The 19029-nt window shown below is 66.0% G+C and carries 19 protein-coding genes and 1 pseudogene; 17 read left to right on the top strand and 3 right to left on the bottom strand.

The genetic code is table 11. From position 1 onward, the window contains the following. The first annotated feature begins 88 nt into the window (after positions 1-88). The 7 genes from FS787_RS17660 to FS787_RS17630 all read left to right on the top strand — a co-directional run bounded on the left by FS787_RS17660 (position 89) and on the right by FS787_RS17630 (position 6875). Positions 89-643 carry an HAD-IIIA family hydrolase gene (locus FS787_RS17660; protein WP_144674598.1) on the top strand — a complete coding sequence of 185 codons (555 nt, stop codon included), beginning with the start codon at positions 89-91 and terminating at the stop codon, positions 641-643. Next, positions 640-1716: a glycosyltransferase family 9 protein gene (locus FS787_RS17655; protein ID WP_144674561.1), complete on the top strand. Its 1077-nt coding sequence runs from the start codon at positions 640-642 to the stop codon at positions 1714-1716. The genes FS787_RS17660 and FS787_RS17655 overlap by 4 nt, the downstream gene beginning before the upstream one ends. After that, on the top strand, positions 1713-2729 hold the full coding sequence (locus FS787_RS17650; protein WP_144674559.1) for a glycosyltransferase: 1017 nt from the start codon (positions 1713-1715) through the stop codon (positions 2727-2729). Before FS787_RS17655 ends, FS787_RS17650 begins: the two co-directional genes overlap by 4 nt. Continuing rightward, entirely contained in the window at positions 2726-4003 is a 1278-nt protein-coding gene (locus FS787_RS17645) for a glycosyltransferase (RefSeq protein ID WP_144674557.1), read from the top strand. Before FS787_RS17650 ends, FS787_RS17645 begins: the two co-directional genes overlap by 4 nt. Continuing rightward, a complete protein-coding gene (locus tag FS787_RS17640) occupies positions 4000-4710 on the top strand; it encodes an SIS domain-containing protein (RefSeq protein WP_260982632.1) in 711 nt (236 codons plus the stop codon). The genes FS787_RS17645 and FS787_RS17640 overlap by 4 nt, the downstream gene beginning before the upstream one ends. Then, positions 4707-6083 carry a PfkB family carbohydrate kinase gene (locus tag FS787_RS17635; protein WP_144674555.1) on the top strand — a complete coding sequence of 459 codons (1377 nt, stop codon included), beginning with the start codon at positions 4707-4709 and terminating at the stop codon, positions 6081-6083. Before FS787_RS17640 ends, FS787_RS17635 begins: the two co-directional genes overlap by 4 nt. 78 nt (positions 6084-6161) lie before the next feature. Further along, complete coding sequence (locus FS787_RS17630) at positions 6162-6875, top strand: SDR family oxidoreductase (RefSeq protein WP_144674553.1); 714 nt, start codon at positions 6162-6164, stop codon at positions 6873-6875. Here FS787_RS17630 and FS787_RS17625 read toward each other — a convergent pair. Further along, positions 6841-7998 carry a glycosyltransferase family 9 protein gene (locus FS787_RS17625; protein ID WP_144674551.1) on the bottom strand — a complete coding sequence of 386 codons (1158 nt, stop codon included), beginning with the start codon at positions 7996-7998 and terminating at the stop codon, positions 6841-6843. The two genes, FS787_RS17630 and FS787_RS17625, sit on opposite strands and share 35 nt — an antisense overlap. A gap of 261 nt (positions 7999-8259) precedes the next feature. Here FS787_RS17625 and rfaE2 point away from each other — a divergent pair, with 261 nt between their 5' ends. The 7 genes and pseudogenes from rfaE2 (at position 8260) to FS787_RS17590 (ending at position 15299) form a co-directional block, all read left to right on the top strand. Then, a complete protein-coding gene (gene rfaE2 / locus FS787_RS17620; RefSeq protein ID WP_144674549.1) occupies positions 8260-9864 on the top strand; it encodes a D-glycero-beta-D-manno-heptose 1-phosphate adenylyltransferase in 1605 nt (534 codons plus the stop codon). Positions 9865-9953: 89 nt separating this feature from the next. Continuing rightward, positions 9954-10163 (top strand): annotated as a pseudogene (locus FS787_RS17615) (ornithine decarboxylase); the annotation flags it as partial. 136 nt (positions 10164-10299) lie between these two features. Next, a complete protein-coding gene (locus tag FS787_RS17610) occupies positions 10300-10800 on the top strand; it encodes a DUF2243 domain-containing protein (protein WP_144674545.1) in 501 nt (166 codons plus the stop codon). Between the two features lie 78 nt (positions 10801-10878). Then, on the top strand, positions 10879-11931 hold the full coding sequence (locus tag FS787_RS17605; protein WP_144674543.1) for an NAD-dependent epimerase/dehydratase family protein: 1053 nt from the start codon (positions 10879-10881) through the stop codon (positions 11929-11931). 107 nt (positions 11932-12038) lie between these two features. After that, the gene (locus FS787_RS17600; RefSeq protein WP_186329242.1) at positions 12039-12539 is read left to right on the top strand and encodes a GAF domain-containing protein; all 501 of its coding nucleotides are present in this window, start codon (positions 12039-12041) and stop codon (positions 12537-12539) included. A gap of 688 nt (positions 12540-13227) precedes the next feature. Next, complete coding sequence (locus FS787_RS17595; protein ID WP_144674541.1) at positions 13228-13806, top strand: cysteine hydrolase family protein; 579 nt, start codon at positions 13228-13230, stop codon at positions 13804-13806. Next, positions 13803-15299, top strand: a complete 1497-nt coding sequence (locus FS787_RS17590) for an FAD-dependent oxidoreductase (RefSeq protein ID WP_144674539.1) — start codon at positions 13803-13805, stop codon at positions 15297-15299. The genes FS787_RS17595 and FS787_RS17590 overlap by 4 nt, the downstream gene beginning before the upstream one ends. Positions 15300-15392: 93 nt before the next feature. Here FS787_RS17590 and FS787_RS18300 read toward each other — a convergent pair whose 3' ends face one another. After that, entirely contained in the window at positions 15393-15719 is a 327-nt protein-coding gene (locus tag FS787_RS18300) for a DUF4383 domain-containing protein (protein WP_144674537.1), read from the bottom strand. 247 nt (positions 15720-15966) lie between these two features. On the opposite strand from FS787_RS18300, the gene FS787_RS17580 reads away from it, so the two are divergent. Then, positions 15967-16374 (top strand): four-helix bundle copper-binding protein, encoded by a 408-nt coding sequence (locus FS787_RS17580; RefSeq protein ID WP_144674534.1) that lies wholly within the window; start codon positions 15967-15969, stop codon positions 16372-16374. A gap of 124 nt (positions 16375-16498) precedes the next feature. Here FS787_RS17580 and FS787_RS17575 read toward each other — a convergent pair whose 3' ends face one another. Continuing rightward, complete coding sequence (locus tag FS787_RS17575) at positions 16499-17188, bottom strand: isochorismatase family protein (RefSeq protein ID WP_313959667.1); 690 nt, start codon at positions 17186-17188, stop codon at positions 16499-16501. Between the two features lie 83 nt (positions 17189-17271). On the opposite strand from FS787_RS17575, the gene FS787_RS17570 reads away from it, so the two are divergent. Beyond that, entirely contained in the window at positions 17272-18267 is a 996-nt protein-coding gene (locus FS787_RS17570) for a GlxA family transcriptional regulator (protein WP_144674532.1), read from the top strand. Between the two features lie 157 nt (positions 18268-18424). After that, complete coding sequence (locus FS787_RS17565; protein WP_144674530.1) at positions 18425-18655, top strand: zinc-ribbon domain-containing protein; 231 nt, start codon at positions 18425-18427, stop codon at positions 18653-18655. The last annotated feature ends 374 nt before the right edge of the window (positions 18656-19029 follow it).

The following is a 19029-nucleotide window of genomic DNA, read 5'->3' as shown; positions in this document are numbered from 1 at the left end:
CCTTTCCTTGGCTCTGATTCCGGAGTTTAGTCCCGGGGCGAACCCGTGGGGGTGTTTAGCCGGGGCGTCATCGGGGAACGGGGCAGTTATGGAACCTTGTGATGGGCTGTCCCTGAGGGCAGTCCTCTTCGACCGGGACGGGACCCTTATCCGCGACGTGCCCTACAACGGGGATCCTGACCGCGTCCGGCCCATGCCGCAAGCCAGGGAGGTGCTGGAACGCCTCAGGTCCTGCGGCATAGCCACAGGTGTGGTGAGCAACCAGTCCGGGGTCGGCCGGGGCTTGCTGACGTTCGGGCAGGTGACGGCTGTGAACTCCCGGATTGAGCAGCTGCTGGGACCGTTCAATGTATGGGAAATTTGTCCGCACAGCCCCGAGGACGGCTGCGGCTGCCGAAAGCCGGCGCCAGAGTTGATCCACCGGGCCTGCAGGCGGCTGGGAATTTCGCCGGCCGAAGCGGTCTATATCGGTGACATCGGCAGCGATGTTGAGGCCGCCCACGCGGCAGGAGCCCGGGGCGTTATGGTTCCAACGCCCCTGACCCTGCCGGCAGAAGTTGAAGCTGCGCCGGAGGTGGCTGCGGACCTCCTTTCCGCGGTAGACCTCCTGTTGGCGGCGCCCTCCGGAAGGAACATCCGGTGAGCCGGGTCCTGGTCGCGAGGCTGGACGGAATGGGCGATGTCCTCCTGGCGGGCCCGGCGGTCCGCGCCGTGGCGTTCGGGCGGAGGCGAGACGGCGGTGCCCCCAACGACGTCATCCTGTTGTGCGGGCCCGAGGGGGAGGCTGCCGCTTCCCTCCTGCCCGGGACCGCGGAGGTCTACAGCTGGAGCTGTCCGTGGATCGTAAAGCCGGCCCCCAACGTGCAAAAGGCCCACTTGGAGGTCCTTACGGCCTTTGTCAGGCAATCGCGGGTTGACGAGGCAGTCATCCTGACGTCCTTTCATCAGTCCCCCTTGCCGCTGGCCCTGGTGTTGCGGCTGGCCGGCGTGGACCGCATCACCGGAGCCTCCACGGACTACGCCGGGAGCCTGCTGGACGTGCGGCTGCGTCCCGGCGAGGATTTTCCCGAGGACCAGCCAGAAGCGGAGCGCGCCCTGGGCATTGCTGAGGCGGCCGGCTTCCGGTTGCCCCCGGGAGATGACGGCAGGCTTCGGGTGCAGGGATATCCCGATGTGCGCCCCTTGGTTGGGGAGGAACCTTACGTCGCAGTCCACCCCGGGGCCGCTGCGCCGGCACGGGCCTGGCCGCCGCTGCACCATGCGGCGGCCGTGGAACTGTTAGAAGGAGCCGGACACCGCGTTGTGGTCACCGGCGGCCGGGGCGAGACCCGGTTGACGGCCACGGTCGCCGGCCCCTCGGCACTGGACCTCGGAGGACGAACGGACCTGAAGACCCTGGCCGGCGTGCTCGCCGGGGCCCAGGCCCTGGTCACGGGAAACACCGGCCCGGCGCACCTGGCGGCCGCGCTGGGGACACCGGTGGCGTGCCTCTTCTCCCCGGTTGTACCCGCGGTCCGCTGGGCACCCTACGGCGTCCCGCTGGAACTCCTGGGCGACCAGTCGGCACCTTGCCGGCTCAGCCGCGCAACGGAATGCCCTGTCGCCGGGCACCCGTGCCTGTCTTCCGTGGCTCCGGAACAACTCCTGGACGCGGTGGAACGACTCATCAGCGGGGTGCCCTCTCTGTCGACCCGCCGAAAGGTCCGGCACCCATGAGGATCCTTCTCTGGCATGTGCACGGCTCATGGACTGATGCGTTCGTCCGGGGCAGCCACGAGTACCTCCTGCCGGTGCTCCCCGGGGGTGGGCCCTGGGGTTTGGGCCGGGCAGGCCGTCCCTGGCCCTCCACCGTTCGCGAGGTGCGGCTCGATGCCCTCGATGCAGACAGCGTGGATGCCGTCATCCTGCAACGGCCGGAGGAACTGGCGGAGGTGACCCGAGCCCTGGGCCGGACGCCCGGCAAGGACCTGCCTGCCGCGTATGTGGAACACAACACTCCCCGGAGCGACGTGCCGAACTCGGTCCACCCGCTGGCCGGCCAGCAGTCCATTCCGGTTGTCCACGTGACACATTTCAACGAGTTGTTCTGGGATAACGGCACCACCCCGACGCTGGTGATCGAACACGGTGTCCCCGATCCCGGGCGCGCCTACACCGGCGAGGTCCCGGAGCTGGCCGCCGTCGTCAACGAGCCGGTGCGGCGGGGACGGGTCGCAGGATCGGACCTCCTGGGCCGCTTTGCCGCGGCAGCGCCCGTACGGATCTTTGGCATGGGCGGCGACGGACTGTCAGATGCCGTGGGGATCCCGGCCCCGAGGCTGACGGTCCGTGGGGACCTGCCAATGGATGAGCTGCACCGCGAAATGTCACGCTGCCGGGTCTACCTCCATCCCTTCCGTTGGACCTCCCTGGGCCTGGCACTGCTCGAGGCAATGCACCTTGGCATGCCGGTGGTGGTCTTGGCTACCACGGAGGCGGTGCGTGCGGTCCCCCCGGAAGCCGGCGCGATCTCAACCAGTGTGGACGAACTGGTGCGTGCCGCGCGGATACTCATCGACAACCCCCAGGAGGCGCGCCGCCGCGGCGGTGTCGCCCGCGAAGCCGCTCTGGCCCGCTACGGACTGCCCGCGTTCCTGGCGGCCTGGGATGCCCTGCTGGAGGACTTGACCGGCCCTCGGTTCAGGACCGGGCGGCTTCTCATGCCAACCCAAGAAAGGAAGAGCCAGTGAAAATTTCGATGGTTTCCGAGCACGCCAGCCCGCTGGCGGCCCTCGGCGGAGTGGACGCCGGCGGCCAGAACGTCCATGTGGCAGCGCTGTCGGCCGCGTTGGCGAGACGCGGGCACCACATCACGGTGTACACGAGGCGGGACGCGGACGACCTTCCCCGCCGGGTCCGGATCTTTCCGCGGGTTGAAGTTGTCCACATCCAGGCCGGGCCGGCGCGCCACGTCCCCAAAGACGACCTCCTTCCCTTCATGGAAGAGTTGGCCAGTGGAATTTCACGCGACTGGGAGCGCCGGCGGCCGGACCTGGTCCACGGGCACTTCTGGATGTCGGGCTTGGCAGCCCTCGACGCGACCCGCCAAGGGCCCGCCGGGGTACACATCCCTGTGGTTCAGACCTTCCACGCGCTGGGGACGGTGAAGCGCCGCCATCAAGGCAGCGCGGACACCAGCCCGTTCGAGAGACGGTGGCTGGAGCCCGCCGTCGGGCGCGACGCCGACCGGATCATTGCCACCTGCTCCGACGAAGTCTTCGAGCTAAAGGCGATGGGGATCCCGCCCGGGAGGATCTCGATCGCCCCGTGCGGAGTGGACTTGGACCTCTTCCCGGGTGCCGGACAGGCCGACCGGCGTGACCGGACCCACCGGATCCTCTCTGTCGGGCGCCTCGTGCCCCGGAAGGGCGTCGACGTGGTCATCCGGGCTCTGCCGCTGCTCCGGGCGGCAGGCTTTCCCGACGTCGAACTCCTCGTCGTCGGCGGAGGCGGGGACGCCATAGAAACGGAAAGAGACTCCGAAGCCCGCCGCCTGCTGGCCATCGCCTCAGAGCTGGGCGTCCGGCAGCAGGTGACCTTCCGGGGACAGGTGCCCCGCGAGGCTATGCCGGGCATCTTCCGCAGCGCTGATGCCGTCGTCTGCACCCCCTGGTACGAGCCCTTCGGCATCGTCCCCCTCGAAGCCATGGCGTGCGGCATCCCGGTGGTAGCCGCAGCGGTGGGCGGCCTGCGGGACACCGTGGTGGATGAGAGAACCGGGCTGCACATTCCGCCCCGGGACCCGGAAGCAACGGCCGCGGCCCTTGCCCGGCTGCTGGCCGACCAGGGGCTGCGCCAATCTTTGGGCCGCGCCGGCCAGCAGCGTGCCCGGTCCCGCTACAGCTGGGACAGGGTCGCCGCCGAGACCGAGAAGGCATATCTGCAGACACTCACCGGAACCGCCGCCGGGAGGCGGCATGAGACCCGCGACCAGCTCTACCCCGTGGAAGGAGCAGCGCTGTGAGCACCGAATTGCCCCTTGCCGACGTGCCGCTCCCGGCACCTTTCGCGCGGCGGTCCGGGAAGGAGACAGGCACCGGCGAAGGCGTCGCCGGGTGGTCCCCTCGGGACCCCGCAGGCGCCGTCGAGGCCCACCTCCGCAATTTCGTGCCAGCCCTGGAATCTCTGCGCGCCCAGTCCCCACAACTGGCTGCCTGGGGCGAGGAACTCGCCCGCCGCCTGCTGGCCGGTAACCGCCTGCTCGCCGCCGGGAACGGAGGTTCCGCGGCAGAGGCTCAACACCTTACGGCCGAGCTCGTGGGGCGTTTCGACGGTGAAAGGGCTCCGTTTTCCGCCATTTCCCTGCACGCCGACACTTCAGCAGTGACAGCCATCGCCAACGATTATGGGTTTGAGGAACTCTATGCGCGGCAGGTCCGGGCGCACGGCCGCCCCCGGGACATCCTGTTGTTGCTGTCCACCAGCGGCAAGAGCCCCAATCTTCTGCGGGCCGCCAAAACTGCGGCCCGGATGGGCGTCACCACCTGGGCCCTGACCGGACGGGGTCCGAACCCGCTGTCCCTCAGCTGCGACGAAACGATCGCCGTCGAGGGGCCCGCCGCCAACGCCCAGGAGTGCCATCTGATTGCCGTGCATGCCATCTGCCGTGCTTTCGACGCCGAGGTCGATCGCCATGGCCTCCGGGGAGCGCGGCAGGGGGCCCGGCCATGAAAATCGTCGTTGTCGGTGATGTGTTGCTCGACGTTGACCTGGATGGCACAGCCACCCGGCTCTGCCCGGACGCCCCCGTCCCGGTCGTCGACGTCTCACATGTCCGGGGAAGAGCCGGGGGCGCCGGCCTGGTGGCCCGGATGCTGGCGGGTGACGGACACCAGGTCTGCCTCGTGACCGCACTTGGCAGCGACGACCCTGGCCGCCGCCTCCTCGAGGAGCTGACGGGCATCACCGTGGTGGCAGGGCGCTCGGGGGCACCCACCCCGGTCAAGACCCGGCTCCGGTCAGACGGACACCCGGTGGCCAGATTTGATGAAGGATGCCAGGTCCGTCCAGCGCCCGACGTAACGCCGGACATGCTGGAAGCGGTGGAGGGTGCCGGAGCACTGATTGTGGCGGATTACGGCCGGGGCCTGACGTCGCACCCTGCCCTTCGCGCCATGATCGCGCGCCTCGCCCGGAGCATTCCCGTCATCTGGGACCCGCACCCGGCCGGGGCCGGTCCCGTCCCCGGCGTCGCGGTTGTGACGCCCAACCTTTCTGAGGCCCGCGCCGCCGCGGCAGCCGTCACGGCCGGGTCGCCGGGCCCGCCGCACGGTGTGCCTGAAATCGCGGCAACGCTGCTGAGCCGTTGGAAGAGCAACGCAGTCCTGGTCACGCAGGGCGGTCACGGTGCGACTCTGGTGCGCGCTTCATCCCCGACACCTGTCCAGTTCCCCGCCCCTCCCACCGCCGTCACGGATGCCTGCGGTGCCGGCGACAGGCTCGCTGGGAGCCTCGCCGCCCATCTCATGGCCGGAGGCGACGTCGAGGAGTCCTGCCGCCGCGCCGTCCGGGAAGCTGCCGTGTTCCTGGCCGCCGGCGGCGTCGCCGCCCTTCCATCCGCGCCTCCACCACCGCCGCTTCCGCGGAAAGGAGCTGACGCCCTGGCGGTGGTCCGCAGCGTAAGGGCAGCCGGCGGCACCGTGGTGGCGACCGGAGGGTGCTTCGATCTCCTGCACGCCGGGCACGCCCGCACTCTTGCAGCTGCAAGGCGCCTGGGAGACTGCCTCATCGTCTGCCTGAACTCAGACGCCTCCGCCCGCCGCATCAAGGGGGCCTCCCGTCCCATCATCGGCCAACAGGACAGGACGGAACTGCTGCTGTCCCTCGAGTGCGTGGACGCGGTCCTGGTCTTCGACGAGGACACCCCGGAAATGGCCCTTGACCTGCTGCGCCCGGACCTCTGGGTAAAGGGCGGCGACTACGACCTCACCCAACTGCCCGAAACCGCGCTGATGGAGAGCTGGGGCGGCCGCTGCCTGGTGGTGCCCTACCACCCGGCGCGCTCCACGACCCGCCTCGCGGCGGCACTGGCCCGGGTGGGCTGAACAGCTTTGGCGGACCGACCCGAACCGGCCTGCCACGTCATCCGGCCGGACAGTGGCCGGCACAAAGAAAGGAACATCATGAAAAGAGTCACGTCACCCGTCCTCTCCGGTGCCGGCAGGGTCTTGGTGAGCGGAGGCGGATCCGGACTCGGCGCCGCCGTCGTCGAAGCCGTCCTCGAAGCCGGCGGCATGCCGTTCGTGCTCGATCGCGATGTCCGAAGCGTGTCCGCGGCGAAGGCGATCGAAGTCGACGTCGCGGACCGGGCAGCGGTGACGGCCGCCGTCACGCAGGCAGCGGAGGCCCTGGGCGGTCTGGACGGCGTGGTTACAGCGGCCGGAATCGACCGGTGCGGAAAGCTCGAGGACGTCCCCGCCGAGGACTGGGAGCAGGTCATTTTTGTCAATCTCCTCGGAACAGTCTCCGTTGTGCGGGCGGCCTTGCCTTACCTCAAGTCCTCCGGCGGGCGCGTGGTCACTGTGGCCTCGACACTGGGCAAACGGGCGTTGCCCGAGGCCTCAGCGTACTGTGCGTCCAAGTTCGGCGTCATCGGGTTCAGCCAGGCCCTTGCCGCGGAGACCGTCGCGGAGATCGGAGTGACAACGCTGATCCCGGGCGGCATGAAGACACGGTTCTTCGATGACCGGCCCGAGCAGTACAAACCCCGGGACGACTCACGCCTGAACGATCCTGCCAGGGTGGCGCAGGCCGTGATCTTCGCGCTCTCACAGCCTCCCGGCTGCGAGGTCCGCGAGCTGCTCATCTGCCACGCGCAAGAGGACTCCTGGCCGTGAACAGCCGCACGTCCCGGTAGACATCCGTCGTGCTGATCCCCGCCAAGAGGGACGAATCGTGCGCGCAGCGGGCAGCCGTCCACCCCACCTGCGTGATGTCAGCGGCGCATTCGGGGCACCGGGTTGCCCAGGAAAGATGGACACGGTGCACGCTGCGGCCAAGTGGACCGGCGTTGATGAGGTTTCCCACCCAGTACAGGCCGACTGTCGGAACTCCAAGGGCCTGGGCCAGGTGCCGGGGTCCGCTGTCATTGCCCAGGAGCACGTTGCATGCGCCCAGCAGCGCCGGCAGGATTCCAAGTCCGACCCTGCCGGCCACGGAAACCACCCCGTCCGACCCGGCGGCCTCCACCACCTCGCCCGCCAGTTTCCGCTCGTCCGCGCTACCGATGACCAACACGCGGCAACCATCGGCGGCGCACGCCGCCGCGACCTCACCGAAACGTTCAGCCGGCCAGCGGCGTCGGGGATCAGTGGCCCCCGGATGGATGGCTACAACGGGGGTCGCCGGACTGTCATCGCGGCGTTGAAGCAGGTCGAGGACCTGGACCGCGCTCTGGTCCGACACCTCAAGGCGGGCTTCGAGCCCGACCGGCAAAGCTCCGGCCAGCCCCGCCACTTCCAGGCCGCGAAGCGGCTCGTGCTGGTAATAGGTGTACGGGAGGCTGCGCTCCAACGGCGCGGCATCCGCTGTCCGCGAGCCCACCGTGTGACGTGCCCCCAGCCGCAGCAGGAAAGGATTCGAAAATCGTCCCCCACCGTGCAGTTGGACCGCCAGGTCAAATTTCTCCCGCTGCGCGGACAGGAAGAAGGCCGCGGTCGCTGCCGGGTCCTCGGGTCCCGGCCTGACCCCCTCCGCTTTTGGCAGGATCCGCACGTCGTGTACCGGGCTAGGGGTGTTACCGAGAAGCTCGGCGTGGCCGGGCGTTCCGAGGAGCGTAACGGTTGCCCCGGGGTAGGCTGCCGCAAGGGCGGAGACTGCGGGCAGGGCAAACAGAAGGTCGCCCAGTCCCCCGCCCCGCAGTACTGCGATGCGGGCGACATCCGAAAACTTCTCAAGAACAGGACCGACTCCCCAGCCGGTGATACCGGCCCCTCCGAATTCCGGCGCGAGGTCTTCCACAACGCAGTCCTGTCCGTCCGCTGTTCCAGTGGTGGGCCCACACTAAGTCCCGGTTCTGTGGTTTGGCTAGCGGCCCCGCAGTCGTCGAGCGCGGAGGAGCCCAGTTGGGGCGGGAGTACCCGGAGACGCGATTGCCCTGGGGAAAGGGGTGTGAATGCGCCTCTGACGGGGTACTGGAGTATGTAGGAGCCTCATCTGCCGGCAAGGCGCAGCGGTCTCCGCCCCCACTCACTGCGTGGCCCTCCACTGGGAAGGAAGCATATGTCAGCGACGAACGGACCACAGCATCCCGGTGCAGACGCCGTCGGAGAACACAATACTGCTGAGCAGCGGGGGCTGACCGAATGGTTGCCCCGGTGGCTGGCTTCGGTCCAACCGTCGATTGCGGTCATCGGCGATGTCATGCTCGACGGTTGGTGGTCCGGTTCCATCGAAAGGCTTTGCCGGGAAGCTCCGGCCCCCGTTGTGGAAATCCAGGAGCGGAGGTTCGCTCCGGGCGGGGCGGCCAACACGGCCATGAATCTCGCCGCGCTCGGTGCCAAAGTAGGCCTTGCCGGACTCGCCGGGCGCGACGAAGCCGCCGATGAGCTGTTGCGCCAATTGCGCGAAGCAGGAGTGGACACCACCGGCGTCGTTCAGCTGCCCGGCGCGAGGACCACCACCAAAACACGAATCACCAGCAGCGGTCAGGTGCTCTTACGGCTTGACGATGTTCAGCGGGAGTTGCCAGAAGAGGCTCTGTCCGCACTGGCAGTGGTCATCCCGCAGGTGCTGCGGGATCGCGAAGCAGTCGTGGTCTGCGACTACGGCGCAGGAGCCCTCAGGGGCGCGGCGCGGGAAAAGCTCCTGGACGGACTTCGGGCTCGCCCGGAAATCTTAGCGGTTGTGGATGCCCACCAGCCGAGCGCCTGGGCGGAGCTGCAACCCGATCTCGCGACTCCCAACGCCCGGGAAGCGGCCGATATGCTCGGCCTGAAACTCGACCCGCGATCCGACAGGGCGGCGGTCATGGTCGCCCACCGCGACGCCCTGCTCCAGGCAGCCGGAGCGGATGCCGTCGTTGTCACCCTGGACAGGGAGGGCACCGTGTTGCTGCCCAGGTCCGGGGATTTTCACCGTACTTGGGCGCGGCCCGTTCAGGAAAAGCAGGCTTCGGGGGCCGGTGATACGTTCGTCGCCGCATTAACGCTGGCCCGAACCGCGTCGCTACCGCTGACGACCTGTATGGACCTCGCCCAGGCCGCGGCAGATATCGCCGTTCACCGACCCGGGACGTCCGTGTGCAGCACAGCGGACCTCAGCCACCATCTGGGCAGCTTCACAGACAGCACCGTCGACGCCGACGAGCTCCTCACGCATATCACCCGGCACCGAGCGGAGGGGCGACAGATCGTTCTCACTAACGGCTGCTTCGACGTTCTGCACCGCGGCCATACCCGATACCTTAACCAGGCCAAACAACTCGGCGACGTCTTAGTAGTGGCGCTCAACAGCGACGATTCCGTTCATCGGCTCAAAGGTCCGGGACGCCCCATCAACACCATCAGGGACCGGGCCGCCGTCGTTGCCGCGCTCAGCTGCGTCGACTACGTGACTGTGTTTGGAACGGCTACGCCGATTCCACTGATCCAGAAGATCCGTCCTGAGATCTACGCCAAAGGGGGCGATTACAGCCCTGAGATGCTGGCAGAAACATCCGTTGTTGAAGGCTACGGAGGACGCGTTGCCATCCTCGACTATGTTCCTGAACAGTCCACCACAGCTGTCGTGGAGCGGATCCGCACCAGCAAAAATGCTCAGAACGAAGAAAACATCGCGGCCCATTCCCCAAGCCGGGCAGCGACTCCGCCCTCCCGGAGCGGATAAAGCCAATATGCCATTCACTAGTTTCCCTGGATTCACAGGTTTGAACCCGGCGGACCGCGCAGAACCCTTGCACGAGTTCCAGCGCCGTCGAAGTGGTGCCCGTCGAGGAGGCCGCCGGGCGCACCGCCGCCGAACAGATCACTCCGTACCCGCCCGGCGTGCCTGCCATTCTTCCCGGGGAACGCATCAATGCCGCGGTTCTCGAGTACCTCGTCTCCGGCAAGGAAGCCGGCATGGTCCTGCCCGACCCCGCCGACTCCTCGTTCAAGACCATCAGGGTCGTCCAGGAACAACCCTGAGAAGGCGGCGAATCCAGCGCGGATGGAGGAGCTTCGCCGGCGAGGTCCAGAAAGCCGGCGGAGACCGGACCCGGCAGCTCTGCCAACACTTAAATCACGGCCACGTCCCACCCTAATGTCAGGAAGGCTCTGATCGATGAACGTTCACGCAGTACCAGCGTCCTCCCAAGCGCCGTCGAGGACCGCCGGGCTTCTGCTCGGATTGGGACTGGGTGGCTTCGTTGATGGGATCGTCCTTCACCAGATCCTGCAATGGCACCACATGGTCAGCCACGTGGAGGCTTTTCCCGTCGGGACCGTTGAAGGGCTGGAAGTTAACACCCTGGCGGACGGCTTCTTTCACGTGGGTACGTGGCTGCTCGTCTTGGCGGGATCGACTGCGGCTATTGCCTCATGGCGGAAAGGACGGCGGGCTCCCAGCTGGACTTTTCACTTCGGCCTGGTGCTGGCGGGGTGGGGGCTGTTCAACGTTGTGGAGGGGCTGGTCAATCATCATCTCCTGCAGATTCACCACGTGCGGGACGATCTTGGGGGTCCGTGGATGTGGGACGCCGCGTTCCTCGTCTTCGGGTTGCTCCTCATCGGAGGAGGCATGGCCCTTCACCGGAGGGGTGCCGGCAAGGATCCGAGCCCCTGATATTCGCGCCCAGAAGTCCGTCTTGGAGAGGGGCTCTCACGCGCATCCCAGTCATCGAATTTCACTGAGGAGAAACCATTGCGCATTGTGATTACCGGAGCGACCGGCCATGTGGGCTCCGCTCTCTTGAAGCGGCTCCACGAGGCCCGCACGGACGGGCGGGCCGAACTCGACATTGTCGGCGTTGCCCGCCGCGAGCCCGATCGGGATGTGTTCCCGTACCGCGGCGTGGAGTGGCACCATGCAGACGTTGGCGCACCGTCTGCCCAGGCGGCATTGGCAGAGGCCTTCGCGGGCGCTGACGCCGTGGTGCATCTAGCCTGGCTGATCCAGCCCAACCATGATCGGGAGCTCCTCCGGCAGGCGAACGTGACCGGAACGGCGCACGTTCTCGCAGCCGTCCGGGCGGCGGGAGTCGGACATGTTGTGTGCGCTTCGTCCGTGGGCGCATACTCCCCCGCGCCCAAGAACCGGCGGACCAACGAGAGCTGGCCTGCAGGCGGGATCGAGGGATCCCATTACAGCGAGGACAAGGCCACGCAGGAAAGGCTGTTGGACGCCTTCGCCAGGGAGAATCCCGAGGTCGCCCTGGCACGGCTGCGGCCTGCATTAACTTTCAGCGCCGAGGCCGGCAGCGAGGTGGGCCGCTACTTCCTGGGCCGTGCCCTGGCACGGCTCGTCCCCCGCAAACCGCGGTTGCCCCTGCTGGCCGTTCCGAAGGAGCTGATCTTCCAGGCCGTACACGCCGACGACGTCGCGGACGCCTATTGGCGCGTGCTGGCGAGGCGGGCTGAAGGCGCGTTCAACATCGCGGCCGAGCCTGTTCTCGATCCGAATGCACTGGGTTGGGTGTTCAACACCCGGCGGCTGCTGCCGTTACCGCTTCCGGTGCTGCGCGCCGTCGTCGAAATCAGCTGGCGCTTGCGGTTGCAGGCCACGGACGGAGGATGGATCGACATGGCCGCCGGCGCCCCCATCATGGATACTGTGCGGGCGCGGGAGCTCCTTGGGTGGACGCCTCGACGGTCTTCCCTTGAGTCGTTGATTGAAGTGTTGGAGGGGATGGGTGCGGGCGGTGGGCGCCCGGCCTCGCCTCCGCTCGCGCCCAGGAGCCGGCCGACGTCCGGATAACAAGAAATAGAGCAAGGCAAGGTGCGGGGGTCAGCCGGGGTGTCCCGAAATGTTCCAGCTTTGCCTGACATGGTTGTGGTCGTGACGGCCCCCTTCTACATTGAGACATGGTGTCCGACGAGTTGGTAGATGACTTTGAACAGTTGGTCGACCTGATCGCCGACACAGAGGACATCAAATCTGTCCTCGGAGGCTTGACAGTCTTCGCAGCCGAGATGATGTCCAAGGCTACAAAGGCACCCATTGAATGTGCCGTGACCTTGCGCATGCGCAAACGCACGGCCACAATCGGCGGCAGCAGCGACAGGGCCGTGGTCCTGGACAGAATCGAACAGGCGCTGGGGGACGGCCCCTGTGTCGATGCGTTGGACAGTGGTGTTCCAGTCCTGCTCGGCGATGTCCAGTCAGACCCCCGCTGGCCCGAGTATCGCAGTGCGCTCGCTGCCGCCGACGTCCGCGGCGCCCTGGGCGTCTTCCAACGAGCGGAACCAGAAGCTTCACGACGTGGCGCAATCAATCGTGGAACGCCTTGCGGGCCCACACGAGGCAGTTGCTCACTTCGAGGAGTGAAAGCCCCGGCGACCAAAGGGGCTTTTCAGCACCTGTGATGCTCCTAAGAACCTCCGCCTCGGTGACTATTCCAGTTCCGGGCTCCTGTTGCCCACGCCGTTAAACCGGATCGTCACCCGGTGCGTCAGAACCGGTCCAGCAAACCGGCCTTCTTGTCCTGGCCTAGGGACGGGACCAGGCCGGCCTTCGCCATCACGTATCTGCCATTCACATCCCCCTGTCATGGGGAGTTGCGGAGGCCTCTGGCACAGGTATGCAGACAGGCATATAGTAAGCATACTGATGAGTGCCACACGCCAAACGACCCTCCGGGCACACGTTGTTCCCCGGTCCAGAGGGGCCGGCAGGTGGAAACGGCGCGGGCACCTCTGGGTAGCCCTGCGCGGTGAATGCGGATACTCACCGGCAGCAGCACGAAAAAGGGGGTCGGACTCATGAGCAAGAAAACCGCGGGCCACGATTGGTTTCTCAAGCACAGCCTCCGTGAAGTCCGGGAGGGGCAAGTCCTGACACTCGCCGGTTCCCACTTCACCGTTCTGGCTCAAGAGCGCCGGCATCGGCTCGTGCACCTGAATCTGGAAGCCGAAGGAGGCGGTCAGGCAACGCTTATAGGGGTCCCCGGCGCCCGCATCAGACTGCGTGAAGGAATGCGAATGGCGCACTCGCCAGCCGACAGTAGTACTGATCCCGTTGCTGGCGTGGAGGGCCACGAAGGGGGGAACGCCCATGATCGCGGTACTGATCATTGACATGCAGAATGCCTTCTTCGAGGATCCGGTCCTCAGCAACTGCCGGGAGGGCGTAACCATTGCTTGCAATGAACTGATCGCTGCAGCGCAGGAAAGGGCCACGAAAGTCCTGCTGGTGAAAACCGAGCACGAAGAGGACAAATCGACCTGGACCCTGAACATGCTGGAGGACGATCAGGGGTTCATTTTCCGGGCCACGGCCCAGGCTCAATTTGTCCCCGGGCTCGCGGTCAAAGGCCTGCCTCAGATGGTGAAGACCCGGGACAGTGCGTTCCTGGGAACGGATCTGCTGCTCCGGCTGCGGAACTGGAACGTCGACACGATAGTGCTCGCCGGGGTCTCCACGCACAACTGCATCGCACAGACAGCGGCGGATGCGTTCGGCCACAACCTCCGCGTCATCTACGCCGCCGAGGCGACGGCGTCGGAGAACCCAAAGGCTGCTGCCGCAGTCCAGGAAATTCTCTGCCGCGAATACCGGCAGCAGATTCTCCCGATCGCGGAGATCATAAACCGCCTGATGACTCCGCCCAAGGGACAGGAAGTGTTGTCATGACGTCACTCTGGCTGGACGGAGACCGGGCGATTCCGGTCGATGATTTCTCGCCGGGATCCACCTACGATGCCGTCGTCGTCGGGGCCGGGATCACCGGCCTGGCAACCGCCACCCTTCTCGCGAGGTCCGGCATGACGGTGGCAGTCCTGGAGGCCCATTCGGTGGGGGCAGGGACCACCGGCAACACGACCGCGAAGCTGAGCCTTCTTCAGGGCACGGTGCTGTCAGGCCTGCGCCGGCAGTACCCGCAGAAGGTCGTTAACGCCTACGTCGAAGCCAACCGGGAAGGCCAGGCCTGGCTGCTCCGGCATCTCCAGGACAACGCGGTCCCTTTCCAGCGCCGGGATGCTTACACCTTTGCGGTATCCGATAAAGGGGCGGACCGCATCCGGTCGGAACTTGCGGTCAGCAGTGCAGCGGGCCTGGCCGTCGAAGAAGTGAAAGATCCCGGGCTCCCTTTCGCCACCCGCGGCGCCATCCGCCTCCCGGACCAAGCCCAGTTCAACCCGATGGACGTCCTCGAGAGCCTCGCGGCGGACTTTCGCGCCCATGGCGGGATTCTTGTTGAAGGGGTGCGGGTCCGAAATGTTACCAACGGTAAGACCCTCTCCCTCAGGACCGACTCCGGCGACGTTCACGCCGGGCATGTCGTGCTGGCCACGGGCGCCCCCATCCTGGACCGCGGGCTGTACTTCGCCAAGCTGAGAGCCTCCCAGTCCTACGCCGCGGCGTTCCGGGTGCCGGCCTCGACTACCGTCCCGTCCGGCATGTATCTGTCCGCTGAGACGCCCGGCCGCTCGCTCCGCACGTACCCAAGCGACACCGGGGAAATCCTCATCGCGGGCGGCAACGGACACCACGTCGGCAGGGAACGCTCCCCCAAGGCCCGGCTGGATGAACTGCTGGACTGGACGCTTCGGCACTTCCCCGGGGCGGAAGCGACCCATACCTGGTCGGGAGAGGACTACCAGGCCACCAATCTCATGCCCTTCTTCGGCAAACTGCCGCGCGGCGGAGGCAAGATTCTCTTCGCCACGGGCTACAACAAATGGGGCATGAGTAACGGCATCGCAGCATCACTGGCCATCACCGCCGACATCTTGGGCGGCCAACTGCCCTGGGCCGATACCATCCACCATAGGGTCACGTCACCCGCCGGGGCCGCCTCCGCAGTGGGACTCAACGCCGACACCGTTAAAACCATGGCCGAAGGATGGGCGAAAGCCGAAACGGCCGCTCCTGACAACGCAACAAACACGGTCCCCGCCGAAGGTGCAGGAATTATCGTCAGGCACGGCCGCAATCCCGTCGCGGTCTCCACTGTCGACGGCGTCACCTGCCGGGTGTCGGCGGTGTGCACCCACCTGCGCGGAATTTTGAGCTGGAACGACGCCGAACACACGTGGGACTGCCCGCTGCACGGATCCCGCTTCACACCCTCCGGCGACGTCCTGCAGGGCCCCACCACCGCCAAGCTGCCGGTCTTGGACTGAACCGTCAGGCACCCGTGTAACCGCACCCCGGTCCGTTGCCATGAGCAGGCAGCGTCGGCAAGACTCGGGCGTTGTTGCCCGATCCAGTGGCCACTAACGGGTCGGGGACTGGCTCCTGTCCGTGCTTCGGGAAAGCAGCAGTGCCTGCACGATCATGCCCAGGCCCAGAACCAGATGGAGCCAGTTGTCCGCGTTGTTGACCGGGACAAAGTTCGCCGGGCTGTCATCACCAACGAAGTGACCAAAGAGCCCACAGCACGAGGTAGACGATGCCACCGTAGAGGAGGAAGTTCCTGGACGGGGCGGCGTGCGGGCCATCAAGAGGCCTGCCACCCCGAAGAGCAGGTGGACAAGGTGGTGCAGGCGTCCGGACGCACTTCGACGCGTGAGGCCTTTTTGAACGGCAACGGGCAATGCCATGCAAAGCAGTTGTATCGACCCCTGGCTGACGCATCGTTCCAATGGCGTGGTCCAGACTTACATGGTTGGATCGCACGTGAGCCCCAGGTTGTGTTCCACGGCAACTTCCGGGCGTTTTCCACCTTTCCGGGCGAACTTCCCGGTCGCCTTTTCAGGGTGGTCAAACCCAGAGTAGTAAGGCTACTGTCGATATAGGGTCCGGCGGCCCGTCGGATCCTCGTCTCGTGCATGGATCAGGAGCGGACCAATGAGTCATATCACCTCAATGCTGGAAACGTATCCGAAAGACCTCGGCGGCGTTGACCGTCAGAAGCTGGCGGACTGCATCGCTGCGTGTTTCGAATGCGCGCAGACCTGTACCGCCTGTGCCGATGCCTGCCTGAGCGAGGACATGGTGGCCGAGTTAACCAAGTGCATCCGCACCAACTTGGACTGCGCAGACATTTGCGCCACTACCGGAAACGTCCTTTCCCGCCGCACCGGCTACGATGCAAACCTCACCCGGGCCCTCGTTGAGACATGCCGGATCGCATGCAAAGCCTGCGGTGATGAGTGTGAGCAGCATGCCGGAATGCACGAGCATTGTCGGGGCTGCGCTGAAGCGTGCCGCCGCTGTGCAAAGGCCTGCGAGGAGCTCCTGTCTTCCCTGGGCTGAGAGCTCCGCTGGGGGGCCCGCGCCTTGCCGGACCGACTGTGGTCTTCGCCGGCGCGACTGCCGGCGTTGACGGCCGGCTATGCCGGGTTCTCGGCTCCCCCAATGGAGGAGCCGAGGCAGCCGGTTATACCCGCGTCAGGCGTGCGGCCCCGGCTATTGCCGAGCTGCCGAGATCGCTCTTTTTCAGAGCCTCCTGGGCTTCAAGAGCATCGGCCCAGGCATCGGTGGTGCTGACGGCGGCCCAGTTTGAGTTCAACAGCGCGAGCAGGGTGGTGTGCACTGTTTTTGCGTCGGCGAATCCTGCGTCGTTGGCGAGGTTGATGGCCCCCGTGGCATCTGAGAGAACTTCGGTAGTGAAGCCGAGGAACTCCGCTTCAACGGCCGAGGCCAGGATGCAGTTGTTGGTCATGTAGCCGACGAGGGTGACGGTGTCGATGTCATGCTGGCGCAGCCAACCGGCGAGGTCAGTGTCAGCATAGACGGAGCCGTACTGCTTAACGACACCCTTCCATGCATCGGTTCTGCGGCGTTCGATGTCGGGGTGAAGTGCAAATTCCGGTGTGCCCGGCGCGAAGACTGGTGCGCCTTCGCCTGCACTGTGTTGTACGGCCGCAACGGGTATGCCTGCAGCGGCCGCAGCGTCCACGGCTCGCACGATCATCGCCAAAGAGTCCTGGTGCGGCGGGTACTGAATCTCAAGAGGTCCAGTGAAGTACTGCTGCTGGACGTCGATGAGGATAAGGGCGCGACGAGGGGTGCTCATGATGTTCTCCCGGATAGTGGTTTGCTGGCCGCCAAACGGCAACCCTTCCATCCTTCGCATCCCACGCCGTGACCACCAGTGGCACGAATGCCCATATACGATTGATCCGGGCCAAAATATGAAGGAGGGGCTGGATGCGCATCGCTGTGTATGCCTTCGACGACATGACGATGTTTCACCTCGCAGTTCCACAGATGGTTTTCGACGAGGTAACGCGCCAAGGAATCGCCGATTGGAAGACGATTCTTTTCTCCGATCAGGCGGGCCACGTTCGAACGGCTGAGGGCTATCAACTGGGAGGTGTCCAGGGCCCCAACGCCGCGGAAGAGGCAGACATCGTCGTGGTGCCCTCATGGTTCGACGACGGCCGCGCTCCCGGCGAATCCCTACGCAGGGTCCTTCAGCAGGCGCACCAGCGGGGCGTGACTATCCTGGGTCTCTGTCTTGGCGCTATCCCCGTAGCAGATGCTGGTCTACTTACCGGACGTTCTGCCGTCACACATTGGCAGGCGTTCGACTCCCTCGCTGTCCGGCACCCTGATGTTTTTCTCGATAAGGCGGTGCTCTACATCGATCATGGTGACGTGTTGACATCGGCCGGCACGGCATCCGGACTGGATGCGTGCCTGCATCTGGTGAGGGCCCGGCTCGGGGCGGAGGCGGCGAACCGGGTAGCCCGCAGTCTGGTCATCGCCCCACACCGGGACGGCGGACAGGCGCAGTACATTGAACGCCCCGTTCCGCCGCGCTCCTCAGACGACCCGATGGCGCGCTTGCTCGAGTGGGCTCTGGGCCGCCTGAGCGAGCCCCTCAGCGTCGATCGTCTCGCCACCCAGGCGCACATGAGTCGTCGAACCTTCGTGCGCGCTTTCCGGACGTCAACAGGGACAACGCCGTCGGCCTGGATCCGCACCCGACGGCTCGACGCTGCCCGGCGGCTGCTGGAAAGCACCGACCTGTCCATAGACCAGGTTGCAGCTGACTGCGGCTTCGGCAGCGCTGTAACCCTCCGACAGAACTTCGCCGGTGCCTTTTCCACCACACCGACGGAATATAGACGCCACTTCGACGCCCAACTCATTGGCCCGCTGCCTGGCAAGGTCGTGCAGCGCCGCCATGAACAGTCATGACATCAACAAATGCAAACCAGCAAAGACAGCAACGCTCCCCCGGCTGCTTCCAGTCATGAAGTTATCGGCACTCCGGGCCATGAGCGAGTAGGCAGCGCCACCGCTGCCAGACTCTCCCCTGACGCGTGATCTGCTCGCTCTTCGAAAGGCGCCACCTATGTTTCTCCTCTTCGGCCTCAAAACCGTCCTGAACGAGCTGCCCGGCCGGCCAGCAACCTGCCAGTATTGCGGCCAGTTCGTTCATCACCGACTCCAAGAACACGCCACAAAATTCACCCTGTTTTTCATCCCGGTCTTCACCACGTCCAAGACATACCGGACAGCCTGCTCGAACTGCGGGCAGACGTCGGTTATCAAATCGCGGCAGAAAAAAGCCTTGGCATGGTGAAACGAAGGGACGCCCTCACGGCGCGCCGCAAGAGAGGGCAGCTGAGTCTGCGGTTCCCCGCGCCGGCGCGCTCGCGGGCGCCGGCAAGGCTGGCCGGCCAAACCGCCTGACGAAACGCTGCAGACGCGTCCGTACGCCTCTCCCACAAGTTCGTCCCCCCACCCGGGCAGCTTCCGTCGACTCCCCCTACCTTGAGACGGGCATCGATATCAGTTGCGGTCCATTTTGCTGGCACCGCTGGGTGGAGCGCCCGGGTCATGCAGTGCGGGCTGGTCTTTATTGGCGTCGCGGTGTTGCTCGCGGAGTTCGCGGCCGCGTTGGATGTCCTCCTCCTCGCGTGCCTGCAGTTTGTCGCTTTGTTTGGTGTCGCGGGG

The organism is Arthrobacter sp. U41 (assembly GCF_007679325.1).
Classification (GTDB): domain Bacteria; phylum Actinomycetota; class Actinomycetes; order Actinomycetales; family Micrococcaceae; genus Arthrobacter.
The sequence above is the reverse complement of the archived record's forward strand: the minus strand, read 5'-3'. Positions and strand labels throughout refer to the sequence as shown.

Bases quoted from the DNA above. Each gene is read 5' to 3' on its own strand.
- FS787_RS17570 (WP_144674532.1), top strand. From the start codon at position 17,272: ATGCGCATCGCTGTGTATGCCTTCGACGACATGACGATGTTTCACCTC.
- FS787_RS17610 (WP_144674545.1), top strand. From the start codon at position 10,300: ATGAACGTTCACGCAGTACCAGCGTCCTCCCAAGCGCCGTCGAGGACC.
- FS787_RS17590 (WP_144674539.1), top strand. From the start codon at position 13,803: ATGACGTCACTCTGGCTGGACGGAGACCGGGCGATTCCGGTCGATGAT.
- FS787_RS17660 (WP_144674598.1), top strand. From the start codon at position 89: ATGGAACCTTGTGATGGGCTGTCCCTGAGGGCAGTCCTCTTCGACCGG.
- FS787_RS17650 (WP_144674559.1), top strand. From the start codon at position 1,713: ATGAGGATCCTTCTCTGGCATGTGCACGGCTCATGGACTGATGCGTTC.
- FS787_RS17565 (WP_144674530.1), top strand. From the start codon at position 18,425: ATGTTTCTCCTCTTCGGCCTCAAAACCGTCCTGAACGAGCTGCCCGGC.
- FS787_RS17630 (WP_144674553.1), top strand. From the start codon at position 6,162: ATGAAAAGAGTCACGTCACCCGTCCTCTCCGGTGCCGGCAGGGTCTTG.
- rfaE2 (WP_144674549.1), top strand. From the start codon at position 8,260: ATGTCAGCGACGAACGGACCACAGCATCCCGGTGCAGACGCCGTCGGA.
- FS787_RS17600 (WP_186329242.1), top strand. From the start codon at position 12,039: ATGGTGTCCGACGAGTTGGTAGATGACTTTGAACAGTTGGTCGACCTG.
- FS787_RS17575 (WP_313959667.1), bottom strand. From the start codon at position 17,188: ATGGAAGGGTTGCCGTTTGGCGGCCAGCAAACCACTATCCGGGAGAAC.
- FS787_RS18300 (WP_144674537.1), bottom strand. From the start codon at position 15,719: ATGGCATTGCCCGTTGCCGTTCAAAAAGGCCTCACGCGTCGAAGTGCG.
- FS787_RS17595 (WP_144674541.1), top strand. From the start codon at position 13,228: ATGATCGCGGTACTGATCATTGACATGCAGAATGCCTTCTTCGAGGAT.
- FS787_RS17580 (WP_144674534.1), top strand. From the start codon at position 15,967: ATGAGTCATATCACCTCAATGCTGGAAACGTATCCGAAAGACCTCGGC.
- FS787_RS17635 (WP_144674555.1), top strand. From the start codon at position 4,707: ATGAAAATCGTCGTTGTCGGTGATGTGTTGCTCGACGTTGACCTGGAT.